The organism is Sphingomonas pollutisoli (assembly GCF_029167165.1).
GTDB classification, from domain to species: Bacteria; Pseudomonadota; Alphaproteobacteria; order Sphingomonadales; family Sphingomonadaceae; genus Sphingomonas; species Sphingomonas pollutisoli.
The window spans coordinates 51,191-67,256 of sequence record NZ_JARFNJ010000011.1 but is presented as its reverse complement, the minus strand read 5'-3'; the positions used below and the strand labels follow the sequence as shown (position 1 = coordinate 67,256).

Below are 16,066 nucleotides of genomic sequence, written 5' to 3'. Positions count from 1 at the left end.
TTGCGTGCAAAAGGGGGCTGTGACTTGTCATCCCTTGCTCAGTTCGAGGCGTCAGACGATGACTGCAATCCGGTCAGCGTCGAGCAGCGGGATTTCATTCCGCTGATTCTGGAAGCCATGTCCGAGCAAAACGTCGGACAGCGCAAACTCGCACTCAAGACCGGCATCAGCAAAACCCGCTTGGGGCTTCTGCTCCACAGCGATCCCGCCAAGCGGGCGGCGATGTATTTGAGCGAATTTCAGCAGATTCTGGGTGCTCTCGACATCAACATCGCTCAGGCCATGATAGCCGTAGAGACCTACCGCGATCCAAAGCTGTTCCTCGACGAGCGGTTCCAAACCTCGATCGCGATGCTCACCGAACTTTTCAAAGGGCTCCCGTCGATGCTCGTGGCGGCGCTCGATGAAATCGAAGGCATGGACGGCACCGAAGTCCGCAAGGAGTGGGCCGGTCCGCTACGACAGGCCGTGATTGAGAAGCTGGTTAAAGAGGTCGGCGCCGTCATGGCGCGAAGAGCCCACCTCGCTCAGATTTCGACCCTAAGTCTGCTATTATGGTTTTCGACATTGGCCACAAACCTGTTCGAGCCGCTCCTGACCTAATATGAAGTAACTGTTACCGAGCGGCCGATCACCGGCGGCCGCGTTGCAGGCACCCCCGTTATGTTTTGCACCCTTATGCGCGGCGAAAGCCCGGCTAAGCGTTGCCAGTTTAGCAGGACATTTTCGACATATGCGTGTGTCTCTACGATGCGTGGCAGCATCCCATCTCTGATGCGTCCTGGCCCAGCATTATAGGCCGCGAGCGCCAGATGGACTTGTCCGAACCGGTCGAGCTGCTGACGCAGGTAGCGAGCGCCGCCTCGCAGATTTTGCTCGACGTCGTAGCGATCTACGCCGAGCCCGGCAGCCGTGCCAGGCATGAGCTGCGTAAGACCGAACGCGTTCTTTGCGGAGTAAATTCCGGCATCGTAGCCGCTCTCCCGAATGATCATCGCATCGAACAATCCAACCGGAATCCCGTACTCGCACGCGATGCTGCTCATCATGCCATAATAGCCGAACCGTCTGGATTCGGTGCGCGCATCCAGAAAGCCCGCGGGCCGATATCCTCTGGGAGAACAGCCGGGCGCGAAGCTCGTTGGGACGCTCGAAAAAGGCACGCCCTCTCGCATCCATCGCGGGATGGCGATGGATGACGGCAAGGGAACCGCCGCGTTCATCGGCGCAGGGTCAAGAGGCGCCACTCCGACATGGGCAAATGGATCCGGATCGCCGCTGTCAGCCTGACCGGTGGCGGCAGCGCTGAAGCTGTTCGCCATCTCAAAGGCAACCCAGCGTCGGCTCAAGTCATGGGTCCGAAATCCGGCAGGGATCGGTTTCGGGGCCGGTGTTCGACCATCATCCGCGTCAGCAAGGGCGGTCGGCATTTGAGGCGGCTCGCCCGGAGGCGTGCCAGTTGCCGACCCTGCCCCCATCACGATGACCTGCACCGTCCTTAGGGCCTTGGTGCGCTGGCCGGCGCCCGCCTCCGAAGCACAAAGCCCAACGGACAGGGCCACGCACGTCAACAAAATCGATCTCATTTGAGACCTCCCAACCGACATCAGCGATAGTGGAGGTCAGGGCGAATATTGTTGTCAATCCCGCGAGCCTCGGGAAGCATCGCTGAAAATCCGTTCTGACAGGTTTGCTTATGTGGTTGATCGGTCGCCATAGCGACGGGCTCGGCACCGCCCGCATCCACCTCCCCCTCCCGCTTCGGGCGGCCTTGGTACGCTGGTACATAGGCGAGGGCTCCCGTCACGACGAGGACGCCGGCATCACCTTGGTGCAGCAGGCGCGCATCGGCGGGAAGTGGATCGCGTGCGACTGCCTCGGCACCGACCGCGCGCCTCCCATTCTGACACCAGCGTTCCTATCCGAGGCGGAAACCTATTATTTGCGTCGGCTCACCAGCACGAAACGGCCCGAGCATCACGCGGATTGTCCGTTCTTTCGGGATCAGGTCACGAACCGCATCACCGAGACCCGCGGCGCTCAGACGCCTGCGGACCCTCCCGTCGGCTATTTCGAAGTTCTGCGTCCTGCGCCAGAGAAGCTGGCTCAACGCCCTGACAATGACGCAAGCGACGATCGCACGCGAGGCGCATCCGTACCGCGCCTGGCTCGCCTGCTCTGGCGCCTGCTGAGCAACGCCGGTCTCAACATAGCCGTCCCCTATCATGAGGAGCCGCTCGAGCGGACGATCGCAGAAGAGTTCAAAGCACTCGCCGCCGCGGCCGCTAAGATCGAGGTCGCGCCGGGCATCGAGCTCGGTCGCGTGCTTTGGACCCACGGGGACGCGCTTCACAGCAGGCGCGCCTATGCCGGCATTCGAGAGCTCGCGCGCCGCTGGCCCCGAGGCCATGCCCCACAAGGCTTTCTCACGGTCTTTGCCAACGAGTTCAAAGGCTCGACGATCTTCCCGGCGGGATCAGAGCCCATAACGGTCGCAAATCGCGTCCAGTCACCATCGGTACGGGCGAACCCGATCAAGGGACCGTATCTGGTGATCATCGTGATGGGCGAATATCCCGAGGCGCACGGCTACGCGCCGCTGCGCGCCTATGCGCAGCCGATCTGGTCGGGCACTCGCTTCATGCCAGTCGAGAGCGATTTCGAACGGAGCGTGCTGCGGGCGATCCTTGGCTCCAGACACGAATTCGCACGCCGCGGCGTGGACATCGCGTTCGAGAAGCCGGTCTTCGACAGGCTGACGCCTCTCGGTCCATGTCGGCCGGATTTCGTGATAGAAGCGCGCTCGCGATCGACCGGGGAGATCCGGCAGCTCATCGTCGAAGCGATGGGCGGGCCGAGCGCCGACTATCTGGCTCAAAAGGCGGCAGGACATCGAAATCTGGAGCAGATCGCGCCCGTGCTTGTCATTACGCCCGCCGACGTCGACGATGGGAGGGTCAGCCGGCTTTTGTCCGAGGCATTGATTTATGCGTGAATTGGGCCTGGAGGTTCTTCAGCTCCACGAGAGGGTCGCCGCGAACGAGCCGACGATTGCGAGCGTGACCGGGGTCGAGAGCAGGTAAAGCTTCTGCCACCGCCACCAGGTTCTGGGGATTAAGAGGATCGCGCTACGGAACGTCTTGAGATTTCCCCAGGCTTCCTCGCGGTAAAGCTCGACGAAGACGGTCGCGATCGAGAGAACCACGGCAAACACGCAACACAGACCTGCCGCTGCGTAAAGCGCTATCCAGTTCTGTATCTCCAAGTCCGACAGATGTGCCATCAGCGTCACCGGCCCTTCTGATCCGCAAGTCTAGGAAATACTCCTAAACAACGATCGTTTCCTGAGCGCCCTTTGCGCGCCGCCCTTCAAGAATACCGCCTTGATCGTTAATGCCAGCTCAACTGGCAGCTCTGCGCTGCAACATAGCACCATAACGGACACGATTGTTAGGGAACTGATTGCCCGTCTCCCTAACAATAGGTGGACTCCGTCGGATTGCAGTGGCGCCGGCTGGGCGGCCAATATGCTTCCAGTGGGTGAGTTGTTATGCGTGTCTCGGTCCTTGTCATTCTTCATCGCGGCAAAGACCATATCACAATCCACGAAGACGACGATCGAGCCTGGTCTGAACTTCTGGACTTCGTCGATAGCTGGTGGAGCGTCGACCCTGCGACAGCAGACACGCCTCGGCCAATCTCGGAAGATGAACAGGTGCTGCTATTCTTCGCGGCGTCTGATGCCTCATACATCCTGGCCAACGCGGATGTGTCCGAGCTTGAAGCGCATGTCGGCGCCGCTATTAGCGGCTAGCCCCACGCCTTTCGCGTCCCGCACCGACGGATAGATAGAAGCCCTTCAGGTTGCGCTGCTCGCAAAAACGAGAATAGCTTAGGCCCCGGGGAGGGTAGCTCCATGTTCGAATGCCTCATCCTTGGCGACAGCATCGGCGTTGGCATAGCGAAAGAGATCAACGCCCGCTACGCACGACAATGCGACGTGACAGCGGTAGAACGCGCGACAACCGACCAGATATTGGCCTGGCGGAAACCTCGCAAAGTCTATGGAGCCTGCATATTTGCAATCGGCTCGAACGATGAACCCGGTGCGGCAACGGCAGCCAAGCTCAGCGGTGTGCGCCAGAGCATTACCACCCGGAGGGTCATTTGGCTCCTTCCCTACTCAAGGGAGCGCGCATATCTCGTCAACTCAGTCGCCATCCGGTTCGGTGACGAAACGCTGGATCTGATGCGCTTTCGCTCGAAGGACCATGTCCATCCGATCAGCTACAGCGACGTTGCAGAAGCGCTCCTGGGGCGACCCTGATGGCCATCTCCCCCGGTCGCTGATCATTGTTGGGGAGCAGCCACCGACCAGCACTACTGTTCGTCGTCACGCGAAGTGCTTCAATCTTATTCGGATAGCTGCATTTTCCATCGTTCGAGATGATCGAGCGCAGGTCGCAGTTCCTGGGCAAGTGGCCCGAGTTCGTAAACTTGATAGGCGGTTGGCGGGGGTAGATTGGTTCGCGTTATCAGACGAGCCGTCTCCAGCTCTCTTAGACGGGCAGTTAAAACATTGGCGCTCACCTTCGGTATCGCCCGCCGAAGACAAGTGAAACGCATTTGTCCTCTATTCAGAGCCATGAGGATCTGAAGAACCCAGCGTCCGGTCAGATGCAGGAAAATTTCATCTACCTCAGCTTGACGCAATGGGACATCGCCGATCGGATTTGCTTGGACACACATAGTAGGCACTCATGAAACTCCAGGAGCGACGACTACGTGCCAATCGCCTTCGGTTAGACGAAGACGGCGAGCGCCATCGGCGAGAGGATGAGCACCCAGCGCAGGAATGCCAGGACATGCGTGCCGCACACCCGGACGAAACCGCCCAGGCCATTATCATTGTTGAGGACACGAAAACGCCGCGCACAGTTCCCCCTTGTTGCGTCATCGCAAAAGGTAGGAATCATCAGCCCGGACATGGGCGGTTCGGCAGCTAGGCCAGGCAGAAATCCATTGCCTGGCGGGGCCGATAGTGCAGTGCAGCATATTCGGTCAAGCCGGAAAGACGTTCGCCATAATAAAAATTATGCAGAGGCTTACCTTAGCTGCGTGCCATCATCCAGCGCAGCGCCGCGGGCGGTCAGTCCGCGACACATCGCCTTAGGTCAGGAAGGCGTGATCCGCTTCCAGTTCGGTCAACGTCTCGCGGGCCAGAGCTCAGCTTCCTCTTCCTGTTCCGATTGTCTCGTGTCGAAATGCGGGATCATGGGCCGGGCGCCGATAGATCCTCGTGCGGAACGGCGAAACGCGCGAAGCGTGTCGCGATCTCCTCGTAGACATGGCGCTTGAACGGCGCGGCCAGAGCGGGAACGTCGCCCAGGTCCGCCCAATACCAATCGCTGAACTCGGGATGTGCCGTCTCGATATCGATGTCGGCATCCTCGCCCAGATAGCGCATCGCGATCCAGCGCTGTTCCTGCCCGCGCCAATTGCCGCCCCAGGTGCGCCCCAGCAGTTCCTCGGGCAAGTCGTAGCGCAGCCAATCCTCATGTTCCGCCAGCAGCTCGGCGTCAGCAAGCCCAAGCTCCTCGTGCAGTTCCCGATAGGCTGCCTCGACGGGGCTTTCGTCCGGATCGATCGCGCCCTGGGGAAGCTGCCATGCCGGCTCGGCCAGATCGCGGCGGCGGCCGACCCAGATACTCCCGTGGCGATTGAAGAGTGCGATACCGACGCTGCGCCGGTAGCCGTGGGGCAATCGCGGATAGGGAGGCGGAATATCATATTGTGCCAGTGAGGCACGCGCCAACAGGATCTTGGCGTCGTGGAACTCGATGCCGTCTGCCTTCATGGCGATTTCGGTCATGGGATCGTTGAGCAATTGCTCGACGAATGCGTGAACTTTGGCGTGTGAACGGTCGCCCATGGTCCTACCTCCGAAAAAATCGGCCTGGTAGGAGTCATCATCCTGCTGGCAGGCGGTTATGGGGGACTCCATCCCCATCCGCGCCGCTTAACAGAAGTCTCGGCAACGATCTACAAGCTCGTTGGTTTATTCGTTTTGGGCCATGTCCCCTTTCTACATCAGAAGCTTAGGAGGTTCTGATCAAATGATTGCGAAGAAGGTAGAAATTTCCTAGTCTGATGATGGGGATGGAGTCCCCCTTAAACCGCCGAAAAGGCTGATGACTCCTACCATGCGCATAATGGGCGCGGGTAGGACGCGAGTGCCCGCTCCCGACATAGGAGAGGGCCGATGACGGTCAAAATACTCGCTGTTGTGGCGGAGTCCGCGACGGCAGCGGCTTGTCTCGATGCCGCCGAGGCAGCAGCGCATGCCATCCACGACGCGACCGTCGAGGCTTTGCATGTGGTTGTCGATCCTGACTATCTGATCGTCGCGTCGGAGGAGATCGCGTTCCAACAGCTTCGCGAACGCCACGAGGGCACCGCGAAGGAACGAGAAGCGGCGACCCTTGCGGCCTATGAGGAGTGGGTGGCGTCCCATCCCGATGCGGATATTCCGCTCACCTGGAAAGAGCGGATCGGCGCCGAAGAGGAGAATGTCGAGCAGGAGGCGCGCGCCTTCGACGTGCTGGTGCTGGCTCGTCCCACCAATATGGACGGCGGCGACGCCTTGCATGCCGCCATCCATCGGGCGCACCACCCGCTCTTCCTCGTGCCGGCCAAATGGTCGCTGAAGCCGGGCGACACTTTCGCAGACCACATCGTGGTCGCCTGGAACAACACGGCCTGCTGCCGCAAAGCGCTGGAAGGCGCTCTTCCCTGGCTCAAGGTCGCGGTTGAGGTGACACTGCTGCTGATCGCCGAAGAGCCCGAATTGGCGGATCCAGCGCGGGAGCTGCTGGACGCCCACGGCATCAGCTACCAGGTCCATCAATCCCAGCGCGACACGGAGACGCTCGGAGACCAGATCGTCACCGAGGCCCATAATCTGGACGCCGATCTTCTCGTGATGGGCGCCTATCGTCATAATCAGCTTCTCGAATGGCTATTGGGCGGCACGACACGGCATGTGTTGGCCCATTGCGATCTTCCGTTGTTCTTGGCCCATTGCGCCTGAGTATGGGCGCCCAATTCAGCGCCCTCGCACTTGGTCGCATCATAGGCGGCCGATTTACGAAAGTTCGATTGGTTTGCTGGTGGAACGATCTCGTCTTGAGGCGGTTGTTCTGCGAGGCTAAGCATGGTGCGCCTGATACATTGCTGGATGGGGATGGAGTCCCCCACAACCGCCGAACGGCTGATGACCCCTACCGCGTTGAACGCGGCGGGTGTGTGTCTCCGCCGCACGGGCTGAAAGCCAGACCGCCCGGTCCCGACACATGCCTGCTCTTCGGAGCGAGAAGTGGGAGTCGGTGCGCCATGGCTGGACTGGGAACGGGTAGTCCATTCGCGTCATCGACCGCGAGGCGTCGCTGATGCGCGACCTCGTGCTCCAGTTCTTCCAGGTCCTTGGGGTTCTGCTGCTGGCACCGCTACTGCAGGGGGTGATCCATAATTTCGAGGAGAAGGTGCAGCGGAGCCAGGGGCCAAGCATCTTCCAGCCCTATCGGGACCTGTGGAAGCTCTTCCGCAAGGAGATCGTCATTCCGGAAACGGCTTCCTGGCTGTTCTGGGTGGCGCCGATCATCGCCTTCACCTGCATGCTGACGGTGCCGATCCTGATCCCGGTGCTGACCGACTATCCCCTGCCCTATTCGGACATGGGGGACATATTGGGGGGCGGCCTGATCCTGACCCTCGGCTCCTTCCTGATCCTGTTCGCCGGCCTCGACAGCGGGTCGAGCTATGGCGGCATCGGTTCGAGCCGGGCGACGATGATCGCGATCCTGTCCGAACCGACCCTGATCGTCGTCTTTGTCGGCATCACCCTGCTCGCGCGGTCGATGATCCCTTTTGTCGTCAACCATCTGCTGGTCGCCACGCCCGCGCTCTACTGGAGCCCCAGCCACCTGTTCCTCGTCGCGGCCTTCTTCGTCCTGATCCTCGCTGAGACCGATCGCCTGCCGATCCATTCGAGCACGCATATCGAGGTCTATATGATCGAGGAGGCGCGCATCCTCGAATATTCCGGGCCGCTGCTGGCGCTCCTCAAATGGGCGTCGATGATGAAGCAGTTCATCCTCTACACCATCTTCTGCAACGTGCTGCTGCTGCCCTGGGGCTTGTCGCACCTGGGCACGTCGCTCGGCGCGCTGGGCGCGATCAGCGCGGACCTGCTCAAGTTCCTCGTGGTGCTGCTCGTCGTGGTCGTGGTCGAGACGACGCAGTCGCGCCTTCGCTTCTACCGCTATCAGGAGCCGCTCGCGGCCTCATTCCTGCTCGCGGTCCTCTCCATCATCAGCTCGCAAATGGGATAGCCTATGCCGGTCGAACATCTTGATCCGCTCGCTGCGTCCTTGTTCAGCCTGATGGCGATCCTCAGTCTGCTGCTCGCGTTCGTGATGCTGGGCTCACGCTGGCTGAACAATTATCTCTACGCCTTCGCGGCCGAGTCCTGGGTGATCGCCGGCCTGTCTGCGGTGGTCGGCTTCTACGGCGGCTTTCCCGAGCTATACGCGATCGCGGCGCTGACGGCGCTCTTCCGCGGCCTCATCCTCCCCTATCTGCTGGCGCGGATCATCCGGCGTCTCGACATCAAGCGCGAGATCCATGAGGCCCTGCGCCCCAGCTCCTGCCTAGTGTTGGGTGCGGCGGCGATCGTCTTCGCGCTGGTGGTGTCCGAGCATATCGGCGTGCGGGTCGGCGCCGCCGGGACCGTCGTGGTCCTGGCGCTCACCGTCATGCTGTCGATGAAGATGATCGGCTTTCTCATGCTGGTGGTGCGCCATGAGGCGATCAGCCAGATCCTCGGCCTGCTGGTGCTAGAGAACGGCATCTTCCTCGGCGCCCAGATCCTGGTGCCGGGAATGCCGATCCTGATCGAGCTGGTCATCCTGTTCGATCTGCTGGTAGTGGTCGCCTGCTTCGGCGTGCTGGTCCGCTACCTCACCGTGCATGTCGGCAGCACTTCGAGCCTCGACCTGAAGAGGCTTGTCGGGTGATGACGACGGGCACGCTCATCGCCCTGCTGCTGCTCTGCCCCGCGGTGGCCGTGGTCGGCTCGATCGCCGGCCGAAGCCCGCGCTTCGCCGAAGCGATCAACCTGCTGGCGAGCATCGGCAGCTTCGCGGTCGCGATCGCACTGGTCTGGCGCGCGACGCCAGAGCCGGTGATCTACGGCCGCAGCTATATTGCGCTCGACGCGCTGGGCGCGTGGGTCATCCTCTGCGCCGCGCTCGTCTATCTACTCTCGTCGATCTACGCGATCGGCTACATGCGGATGCTGGACGAGGATGAGCGGCTACCCGGCTTCTATGCCCTGTTCGCCGGCTTCGCGCTCACGATCTTCGTCGGGCCGCTCATGAACAATCCGGGACTCTACTGGATCGCGATCGAGCTGACGACTTTGGTCAGCACTTTCCTGGTCGCCTTCGAGCATGAGGCGTCGAGCATCGAGGCAGCCTGGAAATATATCGTGATCGTCTCGGCGGGCATCAGCCTGGCGTTGCTCGGCACAGTGTTGTTCTACTGGAGCGGCACCTTCGTCAATGGCCCGACCTATGAACTGACCTGGGCTTCGCTCACTGCTGTCGCCCCGCGCGCCAGCCAGTCCATCATCCTGTTGTCCTTCCTGCTCGTGCTCGTGGGCTATGGCACGAAGGTCGGCCTGGCGCCGATGCATAGCTGGCTGCCTGATGCGCACAGCGAGTCCCCGGCCCCGGTCTCCGCCATGCTCTCCGGAGCGCTGCTCAACACCGCCATGCTGGGCGTGGTTCGCTTCCTCGGCGTGGCCGACGCCGCCGGCATCGGCGGCACCTGCCGCGTGGTGACGGTCGCGCTCGGGCTGCTCTCGATCCTGGTCGGCGCGCTGTTCATCGTCCGTCAGCGCGGGATCAAGCGGCTGATGGCCTATTCGAGCGTCGAGCACATGGGCGTGATGGCGCTCGGCTTCGGGTTCGGCGGGATTCTCGGCACCGCCGGGGCGCTCTACCACATGCTCAACCACTCGTTGAACAAGTCGCTCATGTTCTTCGGCGCCGGCAACGCGATGCGCGCCTATCAGACCAAGGACATTCGCGGCATCCGGGATGTCTGGCTACGCTTCCCGGCGCAGGCTGCGCTCTGGCTGGCCGGTGCCGCCGCGATTACCGGCGCGCCACCCTTTGGCCTGTTCCAGAGCGAACTCACCATCCTGCGCGCCGGCATCGGCCTGCCCCATCTGTCCTGGGCGGTTTACGGCATGGCCCTGCTGCTGATCGTTATCTTCATCGCCTTCATGAACCATTTCCGGGTGATGTACCTGGAACCGCCGGCATCCGCGCCGGAAGAGCGGTCCGGCCGGACACTCAGCGCCTGGTGCGTCGCGCCGATGTGGCTGGCGCTCCTTCCGCTCTTGCTCTTCGGCCTTTGGTGGCCGGACGCGATGTGGCGCTATTTCCATGGCATTGCGGTCGCGCTGTCGGGGGCGGCATCATGATCGCGGCCGATCAGCCGCCGATAGCGCGGCGCGAGCCGGTCCGGGTCATCGACATCGGGACCGATGTGCTCGTCTCGAACGCCCAGGGCCTGCACAGCACCGGCAGCCGGCTCAAGATGGTTTATGCGCGCAGGATCGCCGAGGATCGCACCGAGCTTCGCTACGTCATCGAGGAACCCCCACTCCACGGCTTCACCGCCTGGCGCTGTGTGATCGGCAGGACGGCGCCCAGCCTCGCCGACGTCTGGCCGCTGCTCAGTTGGGACGAACGCGAGATCATGGAGCTGTATGGCGTAACCTTTCTCGGCCATCCCGATCCGCGGCCATTGGTCTTGCATCCCACCGTTGAAGCAGGGCCTGCGAGCAGGGTGATCGTGGAGGATGTCTCCGAGCCTGGCCTGCGCGCAGCCGGCGTCCTCCCCGAGATCGCCGGCGCCAAGCTCGACGTTCAGTTGCTGCCCTTTGGTCCCGTCCGCGCTGGCGTGGTCGAATCCGGGGCCTTCTTCTTCGGCTATGTCGGCGAGCATATCCTCGAATATGAGCCGCAGCTCTTTTTCAAGCATCGCGGCATGGAAACGCGGTTCGAGGGTTTGCCTCCCGAGGCAGGAACCGTGCTTGCGGAACGGGTTTCCGCGGTGGGCAGCGTGGCGCACGCCTTCGCCTATTGCCGGGCGGTTGAAGCCTGCGCGGAATGCACGCTGCCCGAGCGCGCGCAATGGGGCCGCGTGCTGCTCGCCGAGATGGAGCGGATCTACAATCATCTCCATTATCTGGGGCATCTCGCCGACACGACGACGCTCAAGGTCGGACAGGCCGAGGGGATGCTGCTCGAGGAGGAAGCAAAGCGGCTCAACGCGCGCCTGACCGGGAGCCGCTTTCTACGCAACATGCTGACGCCGGGCGGCCTCAGACGCGATATCGACCCTGGCGACTGGCTGGCCCCGTCGCTCGCGCAGCTCCGCTCCCGCACGGAGCGCTATACCAAGCTGCTGAAGCACAGCGACAGCTTCCTCGACCGTCTGCTGACGACGGGGCCGCTCCCCTCCGAGGTCGCGTTCGATCAGGGGGCAACCGGCCCGGTCGCGCGGGCATCGGGCCTCGATCGCGACCTGAGACGCGATCATCCATACGCCGCCTATGATCGGTTCCCCCCGGAGATCGCCACGCATGACGAGGCCGACGCCCATGCGCGTTTCCATGTCCGTGTCGACGAGATCATGGCGAGCTACGCGCTGCTCGATGCGCTGCTGTCGCGGCCGCCGCAGGGCGCCATCCGGGAACGCTGTGCGGGCGCTCCAAATTCCGAGGGGCTGGGCTGGGTCGAAGGGCCGCGCGGCGCGATGGTCTATGCGGTGCATCTCGACGAACGGGCCCGGCTTTCGCGCGTCAAGATCCGTTCGCCCTCCTTCTCCAACTGGCGCGCTTTTCCGTTCACCGTCCAGGACAGCAACATGATGGATTATGCGATCAACGAGGCGAGCTTCGGTCTCACCATCGCCGGATGCGACAGGTAGGAGGCGGGCATGGCGCTCTGGACCCTGTTCGGGCTTCGCCAAGGTTCAGCCACCACGCGCTGGCCGGCGCCCGGAGGCGATGATGGCCAGGCCGACGTGCTGGGCATGCCGCGCTATCATCCGGAGCGTTGCGGGGACGGCTGCAGCGCCTGCGCGGACGCCTGTCCGACGGGCGCAATCGTCGCCGACGCGGCGGGTGGCCTCGAGGTCGACTATAGTCGGTGCATCGCCTGTCAGCTTTGCGTCGAAGCCTGCCCGGACGGGGCGATGACAGCGTCGGGCGATTGGGCGTTCGGGGTGCGCAGGCGGGAGGATTTGCGCTGGGCGGAGAGCGGCGATCCGCCTGCCTCCCCCGCGCCCACCGCCGGCTACCGCCGCAGCCTCCACATTCGCCATGTCGACGCCGGATCCTGCAACGGATGCGAATCCGAGCTGCAGGCGCTGAACAACCCCATCTACAACCTGCACCGCCTCGGTATCTTCTTCACCCCGTCCCCGCGCTTCGCCGATCTGCTGCTGGTGACGGGCCCTGTCACCAATGCGATGATCGAGCCGTTGAAGGCGGCCTATGAGGCGATGCCCGAGCCGCGTTGGGTGATGGCGACGGGAACCTGCGCCGTTTCGGGTGCGCTCACCGGCGGCGGATATGCCGCGCAGCAGGGTCTTGGCGACATCCTGCCGGTCGATGTGTGGCTTCCGGGCTGTCCGCCCAATCCGGCCGCGATCATTGAGGCGCTGCTGATGTTCCTCGACCGGATGCCGCAGCGCGTCCGGGGAGGCCAATATGGGGAATGAGCTGATCGCGGCCGCCGCCTTGCTCTGGGTCGCCGGCGGCGTGCTGGCGCTCACCGGCTTGCGTCCCATCGCCCGCGCGGCGCTCGCGCTGGGCGCATTGGCCGGCATCGCGGCTGCGATTGTCGCCCTACCCGAGGGCACTGGCCTGGTTCCATTGCCCACGCGACTTGCCGGCGAGAGCCTCGATTTCCAGCTCACGCCGAGTGCGCTCTGGTTGATGGGATTTGGCCTGGCGCCGGCAGCGCTCGCCGTGGCGATCTCTACGCCGATGCGCGCGCATGAGGGAAGCTGGCTCTTCGGCGCGGCGATGAGCCTGCTCGGCGCGATCGGCGTGTTCGGGATACAAGATGGCGCCGGTCTCATCGTTGCCTGGGAGCTGATGAGTCTGGGCGGCGGCGTCATGTTGATGAGCGAGAGCCTCGGCCATCGCAGCGGCCGCTCGATCCTGTTCATGCTCGGCCTGCTCGAGATCGGCACGGTGGCGATGATGCTCGCCGTCATCCTGCTCGGGCACGCGAGCGGGCACCTGGGGTTTGCGGGTTTCGGCGCGGCCGCAGCGGCAATGGGACCAGCCATGCAGACCTTCGTCTGGCTGCTGCTGCTCGTGGCCTTCGGCGCCAAGCTTGGACTCCTCCCCTTCTACGAATGGTTTCCCCGCGCCTATGGAACCGGAAGCGGCGCGACCGGCGCGCTCATGTCGGGTGTCGTGCTCAACGCCGCCTATTTCGCGCTCGCCCGGGCGCTCACCGAATGGATGCCGGCTGGCGCGGGCGGCCTCGGTATCGTCGTCGTGCTGGTGGGTGTCGCAAGCGCGATCCTCGCCGCGCTCTATGCGTTCCAGGAGGACGACTGGCGGCGGCTGCTCAGCTTCTCGTCGGCCGAAAATGCGGCGCTCGCCGTCGTGACGCTCGGCGCATCCATCATGTTCACCGCCGATGGCAATGCGCACCTTGCCGGCCTCGCCTGGACCGTCTCGCTGCTGCATCTCGGCGGCCACGCGCTTGCCAAGGGATGTCTGTTCCTGACCGCCGATGGCGTGCGCGCCTGCACCGGCAACTACCATGTCCGGCAGAACGGGGTGCTGCGCTCGGCTGGCTGGCCCTTCGGGCTGGGCGCGCTGATCGCCGCGGCGAGCTTGAGCGCGATGCCGCCAACCGCCGGCTTCGTCAGCGAATGGTATCTCTTCCAAACCGTCTTCCAGGGGTTCCATCTCGCAACGCTCGGCGCGCGGTTGACGCTGGCGATCGCCGGCGCGGGGCTCGCCCTCACGGCGGCGGTTGCTCTTGCGACCTTCGTCAAGCTGTTCGGGATCGGTCTTCTCGGCGCGAGGCCCGCATCGATGTCGGGCAACCGCGTCGCCGGTCGAACCAGCGGAGCGGTGCTTGCGCTCGGTCTGGGCCTCCTCGTGCTGGCGATCGGCATGCCGTGGTGGATCATGGCGCTCGATGATGGCGTGGAGGCGCATTTCGCGCCCGGCGTGATCGGCAGCATGGTGGTCGGCTGGGTGCTGGTGCCCGCGACTGGGGGGCCGATCGGGCCGGATCACAGTTTCGCGTTCATCTCGCCGACGATGCTCGCCATCGCGATGCCGCTGCTCGCTATCTTACCACTGCTCCTCCTCTTCGTGACCAGCAGGTTCCGGGTTCGCCGGAGCGCCGTCTGGTATGGCGGCCTGGCGCCCGATCCGGCTCGGGCGGCGACGACCGCATTGAGCTTCTCGAACGCGATGCGAACCTTCTACAGCCTGATCTATCGGCCGCAGACGTCGACGCAGCGCGAGACCAATGGACAGCCCTATTTCGTGCGGCGGCTCACTTATCGGCATGCGGTCGCGCCGCTATTCGCAAAGCGACTGTTCGGTCCCCTGGTCATGGGCACGGTCGGTATCGCAAGCGCGGCGCGACGACTCCAGTCCGGGAGCCTCAACCTCTATCTCGCTTTCATCGGCGCGCTGCTGGTGATTATCCTCGCGCTCAGCCTCTTATAGAAGGACGTCGGGAACATGGAGGAATTGTCGAATGTTCATTAACCGATATCAGATATCAACGGATGGTCGACAGGAGGAAAGTGCTGGTCTAGGCTCGATCACAAGAGTTTTCGTATCGGGGCACGCTCCTTCGGAGCGATAGCTGCCCCATTCACATCGCTAATGGGGATGGAGTCCCCCATAACCGCCGAACGGCCGATGACCCCTACCGCGTTGAACGCGGTGGATGTGTGTCTCCGCTGCCCAGACCGATTCCGTCGGCCTGTTTCCCGACACACGCAAGGCGGCACCGCCGCGTGTTGGAGATGGCTGGGAATGCGTTCTCTCTGGTCCGCGCCGAACGAACGGCGACCGCAATCAGGCGGCCGAGCATGAGCGACGGTATCGGCCTCAACATCAGGCGGGTCGTGCTCGACGTCGATAAGGCATTGAAGGTGCCGACGCTGATCGAGATCGGCGCAGCCATTCACAACAGCGCAGGTGTCCGCGCCTTCAACATCACCGTGACGGAGGTGGACCAGGAGACGATGGGCACAAGCATCACGATCGAGGGCGAGCAGATCGACTATGATGCGCTCGTCCGCGCGATCGAAAGCAGCGGAGCCGTCGTCCACAGCCTCGATGAGCTGGTGGCCGGCGACCGGATCATCGACTATGTACCCCGTGCGCGATGACATGGCCGGTCCGGCTTCTCAGCCCCCGCAATCGGCTGGACGTCGTCGCCGGCCTGGTCGACGGCATTCTCAACGCTTTGACGCTCGCGGCGGGACGTCTGCTCAAGGACGGTGGCGCGGACCTGTCCCTGGTAGCGCGTGTCGGGGCGGCAACGGCGCTGACGACGGTCTTCGTGTTCTTCATGGCGCACTATGCCGAGGAACGGGCCGAGCTGACGCGCGCCGAGCGGGAACTCAATCTGACCTCGCATGGCAAGCTGGCAACGTCGCGGCTCGGCCGGCGCGCCGTCGCCGAGGCGCTCAGCGGCGCTTTGATCGCCGCAGTCTGCGGACTGGTCGGGGCGACCGTGTCGCTGCTGCTGTGCATCTGGCTGCCTGGCCCGCGCTGGGTTGGCCCGGTCGCGGACATCGCCTTGCTCGGCATTCTTGGCGCGCTGCTCGCCAAGAGCTTCCACGGTTCCGTCCTCTTCTGGACGCCCGCCGTCATGATCAGCGGGGCCGTGCTGACACTCATCGGCATCCAACTCGACATCGCGAGTTGAAAGGC

The 16,066-nt window shown here is 63.3% G+C and carries 18 protein-coding genes and 5 riboswitches; of the genes, 13 read left to right on the top strand and 5 right to left on the bottom strand.

The genetic code is table 11. From position 1 onward, the window contains the following. Positions 1–24: 24 nt before the first annotated feature. Positions 25–603: an XRE family transcriptional regulator gene (locus PX554_RS20720; RefSeq protein ID WP_275504384.1), complete on the top strand. Its 579-nt coding sequence runs from the start codon at positions 25–27 to the stop codon at positions 601–603. On the opposite strand, the gene PX554_RS20715 is transcribed toward PX554_RS20720, so the two are convergent. After that, the gene (locus tag PX554_RS20715) at positions 600–1,586 is read right to left on the bottom strand and encodes a lytic transglycosylase domain-containing protein (RefSeq protein WP_275504383.1); all 987 of its coding nucleotides are present in this window, start codon (positions 1,584–1,586) and stop codon (positions 600–602) included. The genes PX554_RS20720 and PX554_RS20715 overlap by 4 nt on opposite strands. 110 nt (positions 1,587–1,696) lie before the next feature. Here PX554_RS20715 and PX554_RS20710 point away from each other — a divergent pair, with 110 nt between their 5' ends. After that, entirely contained in the window at positions 1,697–2,995 is a 1,299-nt protein-coding gene (locus tag PX554_RS20710; RefSeq protein WP_275504382.1) for a hypothetical protein, read from the top strand. Positions 2,996–3,013: 18 nt separating this feature from the next. Here PX554_RS20710 and PX554_RS20705 read toward each other — a convergent pair whose 3' ends face one another. Then, a complete protein-coding gene (locus PX554_RS20705) occupies positions 3,014–3,283 on the bottom strand; it encodes a hypothetical protein (protein ID WP_275504381.1) in 270 nt (89 codons plus the stop codon). A 267-nt stretch (positions 3,284–3,550) separates the two neighbouring features. Here PX554_RS20705 and PX554_RS20700 point away from each other — a divergent pair, with 267 nt between their 5' ends. Further along, complete coding sequence (locus PX554_RS20700; protein ID WP_275504380.1) at positions 3,551–3,814, top strand: hypothetical protein; 264 nt, start codon at positions 3,551–3,553, stop codon at positions 3,812–3,814. Between the two features lie 102 nt (positions 3,815–3,916). Then, on the top strand, positions 3,917–4,327 hold the full coding sequence (locus tag PX554_RS20695) for a hypothetical protein (RefSeq protein ID WP_275504379.1): 411 nt from the start codon (positions 3,917–3,919) through the stop codon (positions 4,325–4,327). Positions 4,328–4,413: 86 nt separating this feature from the next. On the opposite strand, the gene PX554_RS20690 is transcribed toward PX554_RS20695, so the two are convergent. The 3 genes from PX554_RS20690 to PX554_RS20680 all read right to left on the bottom strand — a co-directional run bounded on the left by PX554_RS20690 (position 4,414) and on the right by PX554_RS20680 (position 5,932). Further along, a complete protein-coding gene (locus PX554_RS20690) occupies positions 4,414–4,749 on the bottom strand; it encodes a winged helix-turn-helix transcriptional regulator (protein WP_275504378.1) in 336 nt (111 codons plus the stop codon). 53 nt (positions 4,750–4,802) lie between these two features. Next, entirely contained in the window at positions 4,803–4,988 is a 186-nt protein-coding gene (locus PX554_RS20685) for a hypothetical protein (protein WP_275504377.1), read from the bottom strand. Further along, positions 4,960–5,036, bottom strand: a riboswitch (Fluoride riboswitch). Its footprint overlaps the gene before it by 29 nt. Positions 5,037–5,272: 236 nt before the next feature. Further along, positions 5,273–5,932 carry an RNA pyrophosphohydrolase gene (locus PX554_RS20680; protein WP_338061617.1) on the bottom strand — a complete coding sequence of 220 codons (660 nt, stop codon included), beginning with the start codon at positions 5,930–5,932 and terminating at the stop codon, positions 5,273–5,275. A gap of 21 nt (positions 5,933–5,953) precedes the next feature. Beyond that, positions 5,954–6,017, bottom strand: a riboswitch (Fluoride riboswitch). 129 nt (positions 6,018–6,146) lie between these two features. After that, positions 6,147–6,208: riboswitch (Fluoride riboswitch) on the top strand. 54 nt (positions 6,209–6,262) lie between these two features. Between PX554_RS20680 and PX554_RS20675 the strand changes: the two genes are divergently transcribed. From PX554_RS20675 to PX554_RS20635, 9 genes are all read left to right on the top strand, one after another. After that, positions 6,263–7,090 carry a universal stress protein gene (locus PX554_RS20675; protein ID WP_275504376.1) on the top strand — a complete coding sequence of 276 codons (828 nt, stop codon included), beginning with the start codon at positions 6,263–6,265 and terminating at the stop codon, positions 7,088–7,090. Positions 7,091–7,230: 140 nt separating this feature from the next. Beyond that, positions 7,231–7,290, top strand: a riboswitch (Fluoride riboswitch). Positions 7,291–7,448: 158 nt separating this feature from the next. Continuing rightward, positions 7,449–8,390, top strand: coding sequence for a respiratory chain complex I subunit 1 family protein (locus PX554_RS20670; RefSeq protein ID WP_275504375.1), 942 nt, complete (start codon positions 7,449–7,451; stop codon positions 8,388–8,390). Positions 8,391–8,393: 3 nt separating this feature from the next. Then, the gene (locus tag PX554_RS20665) at positions 8,394–9,074 is read left to right on the top strand and encodes a hypothetical protein (RefSeq protein ID WP_275504374.1); all 681 of its coding nucleotides are present in this window, start codon (positions 8,394–8,396) and stop codon (positions 9,072–9,074) included. Continuing rightward, positions 9,074–10,549, top strand: a complete 1,476-nt coding sequence (locus tag PX554_RS20660) for a proton-conducting transporter transmembrane domain-containing protein (protein ID WP_275504373.1) — start codon at positions 9,074–9,076, stop codon at positions 10,547–10,549. The genes PX554_RS20665 and PX554_RS20660 overlap by 1 nt, the downstream gene beginning before the upstream one ends. Continuing rightward, a complete protein-coding gene (locus PX554_RS20655; protein ID WP_275504372.1) occupies positions 10,546–12,063 on the top strand; it encodes a hydrogenase large subunit in 1,518 nt (505 codons plus the stop codon). Before PX554_RS20660 ends, PX554_RS20655 begins: the two co-directional genes overlap by 4 nt. Before the next feature lie 9 nt (positions 12,064–12,072). Further along, on the top strand, positions 12,073–12,858 hold the full coding sequence (locus PX554_RS20650) for an NADH-quinone oxidoreductase subunit B family protein (protein WP_275504371.1): 786 nt from the start codon (positions 12,073–12,075) through the stop codon (positions 12,856–12,858). After that, positions 12,848–14,845 (top strand): proton-conducting transporter transmembrane domain-containing protein, encoded by a 1,998-nt coding sequence (locus PX554_RS20645; RefSeq protein ID WP_275504370.1) that lies wholly within the window; start codon positions 12,848–12,850, stop codon positions 14,843–14,845. The genes PX554_RS20650 and PX554_RS20645 overlap by 11 nt, the downstream gene beginning before the upstream one ends. 155 nt (positions 14,846–15,000) lie before the next feature. Beyond that, a riboswitch (Fluoride riboswitch) is annotated at positions 15,001–15,060 on the top strand. 156 nt (positions 15,061–15,216) lie between these two features. Further along, complete coding sequence (locus PX554_RS20640; protein WP_275504369.1) at positions 15,217–15,519, top strand: DUF211 domain-containing protein; 303 nt, start codon at positions 15,217–15,219, stop codon at positions 15,517–15,519. Then, positions 15,516–16,061, top strand: coding sequence for a hypothetical protein (locus PX554_RS20635; protein WP_275504368.1), 546 nt, complete (start codon positions 15,516–15,518; stop codon positions 16,059–16,061). Before PX554_RS20640 ends, PX554_RS20635 begins: the two co-directional genes overlap by 4 nt. Positions 16,062–16,066: the final 5 nt, after the last annotated feature.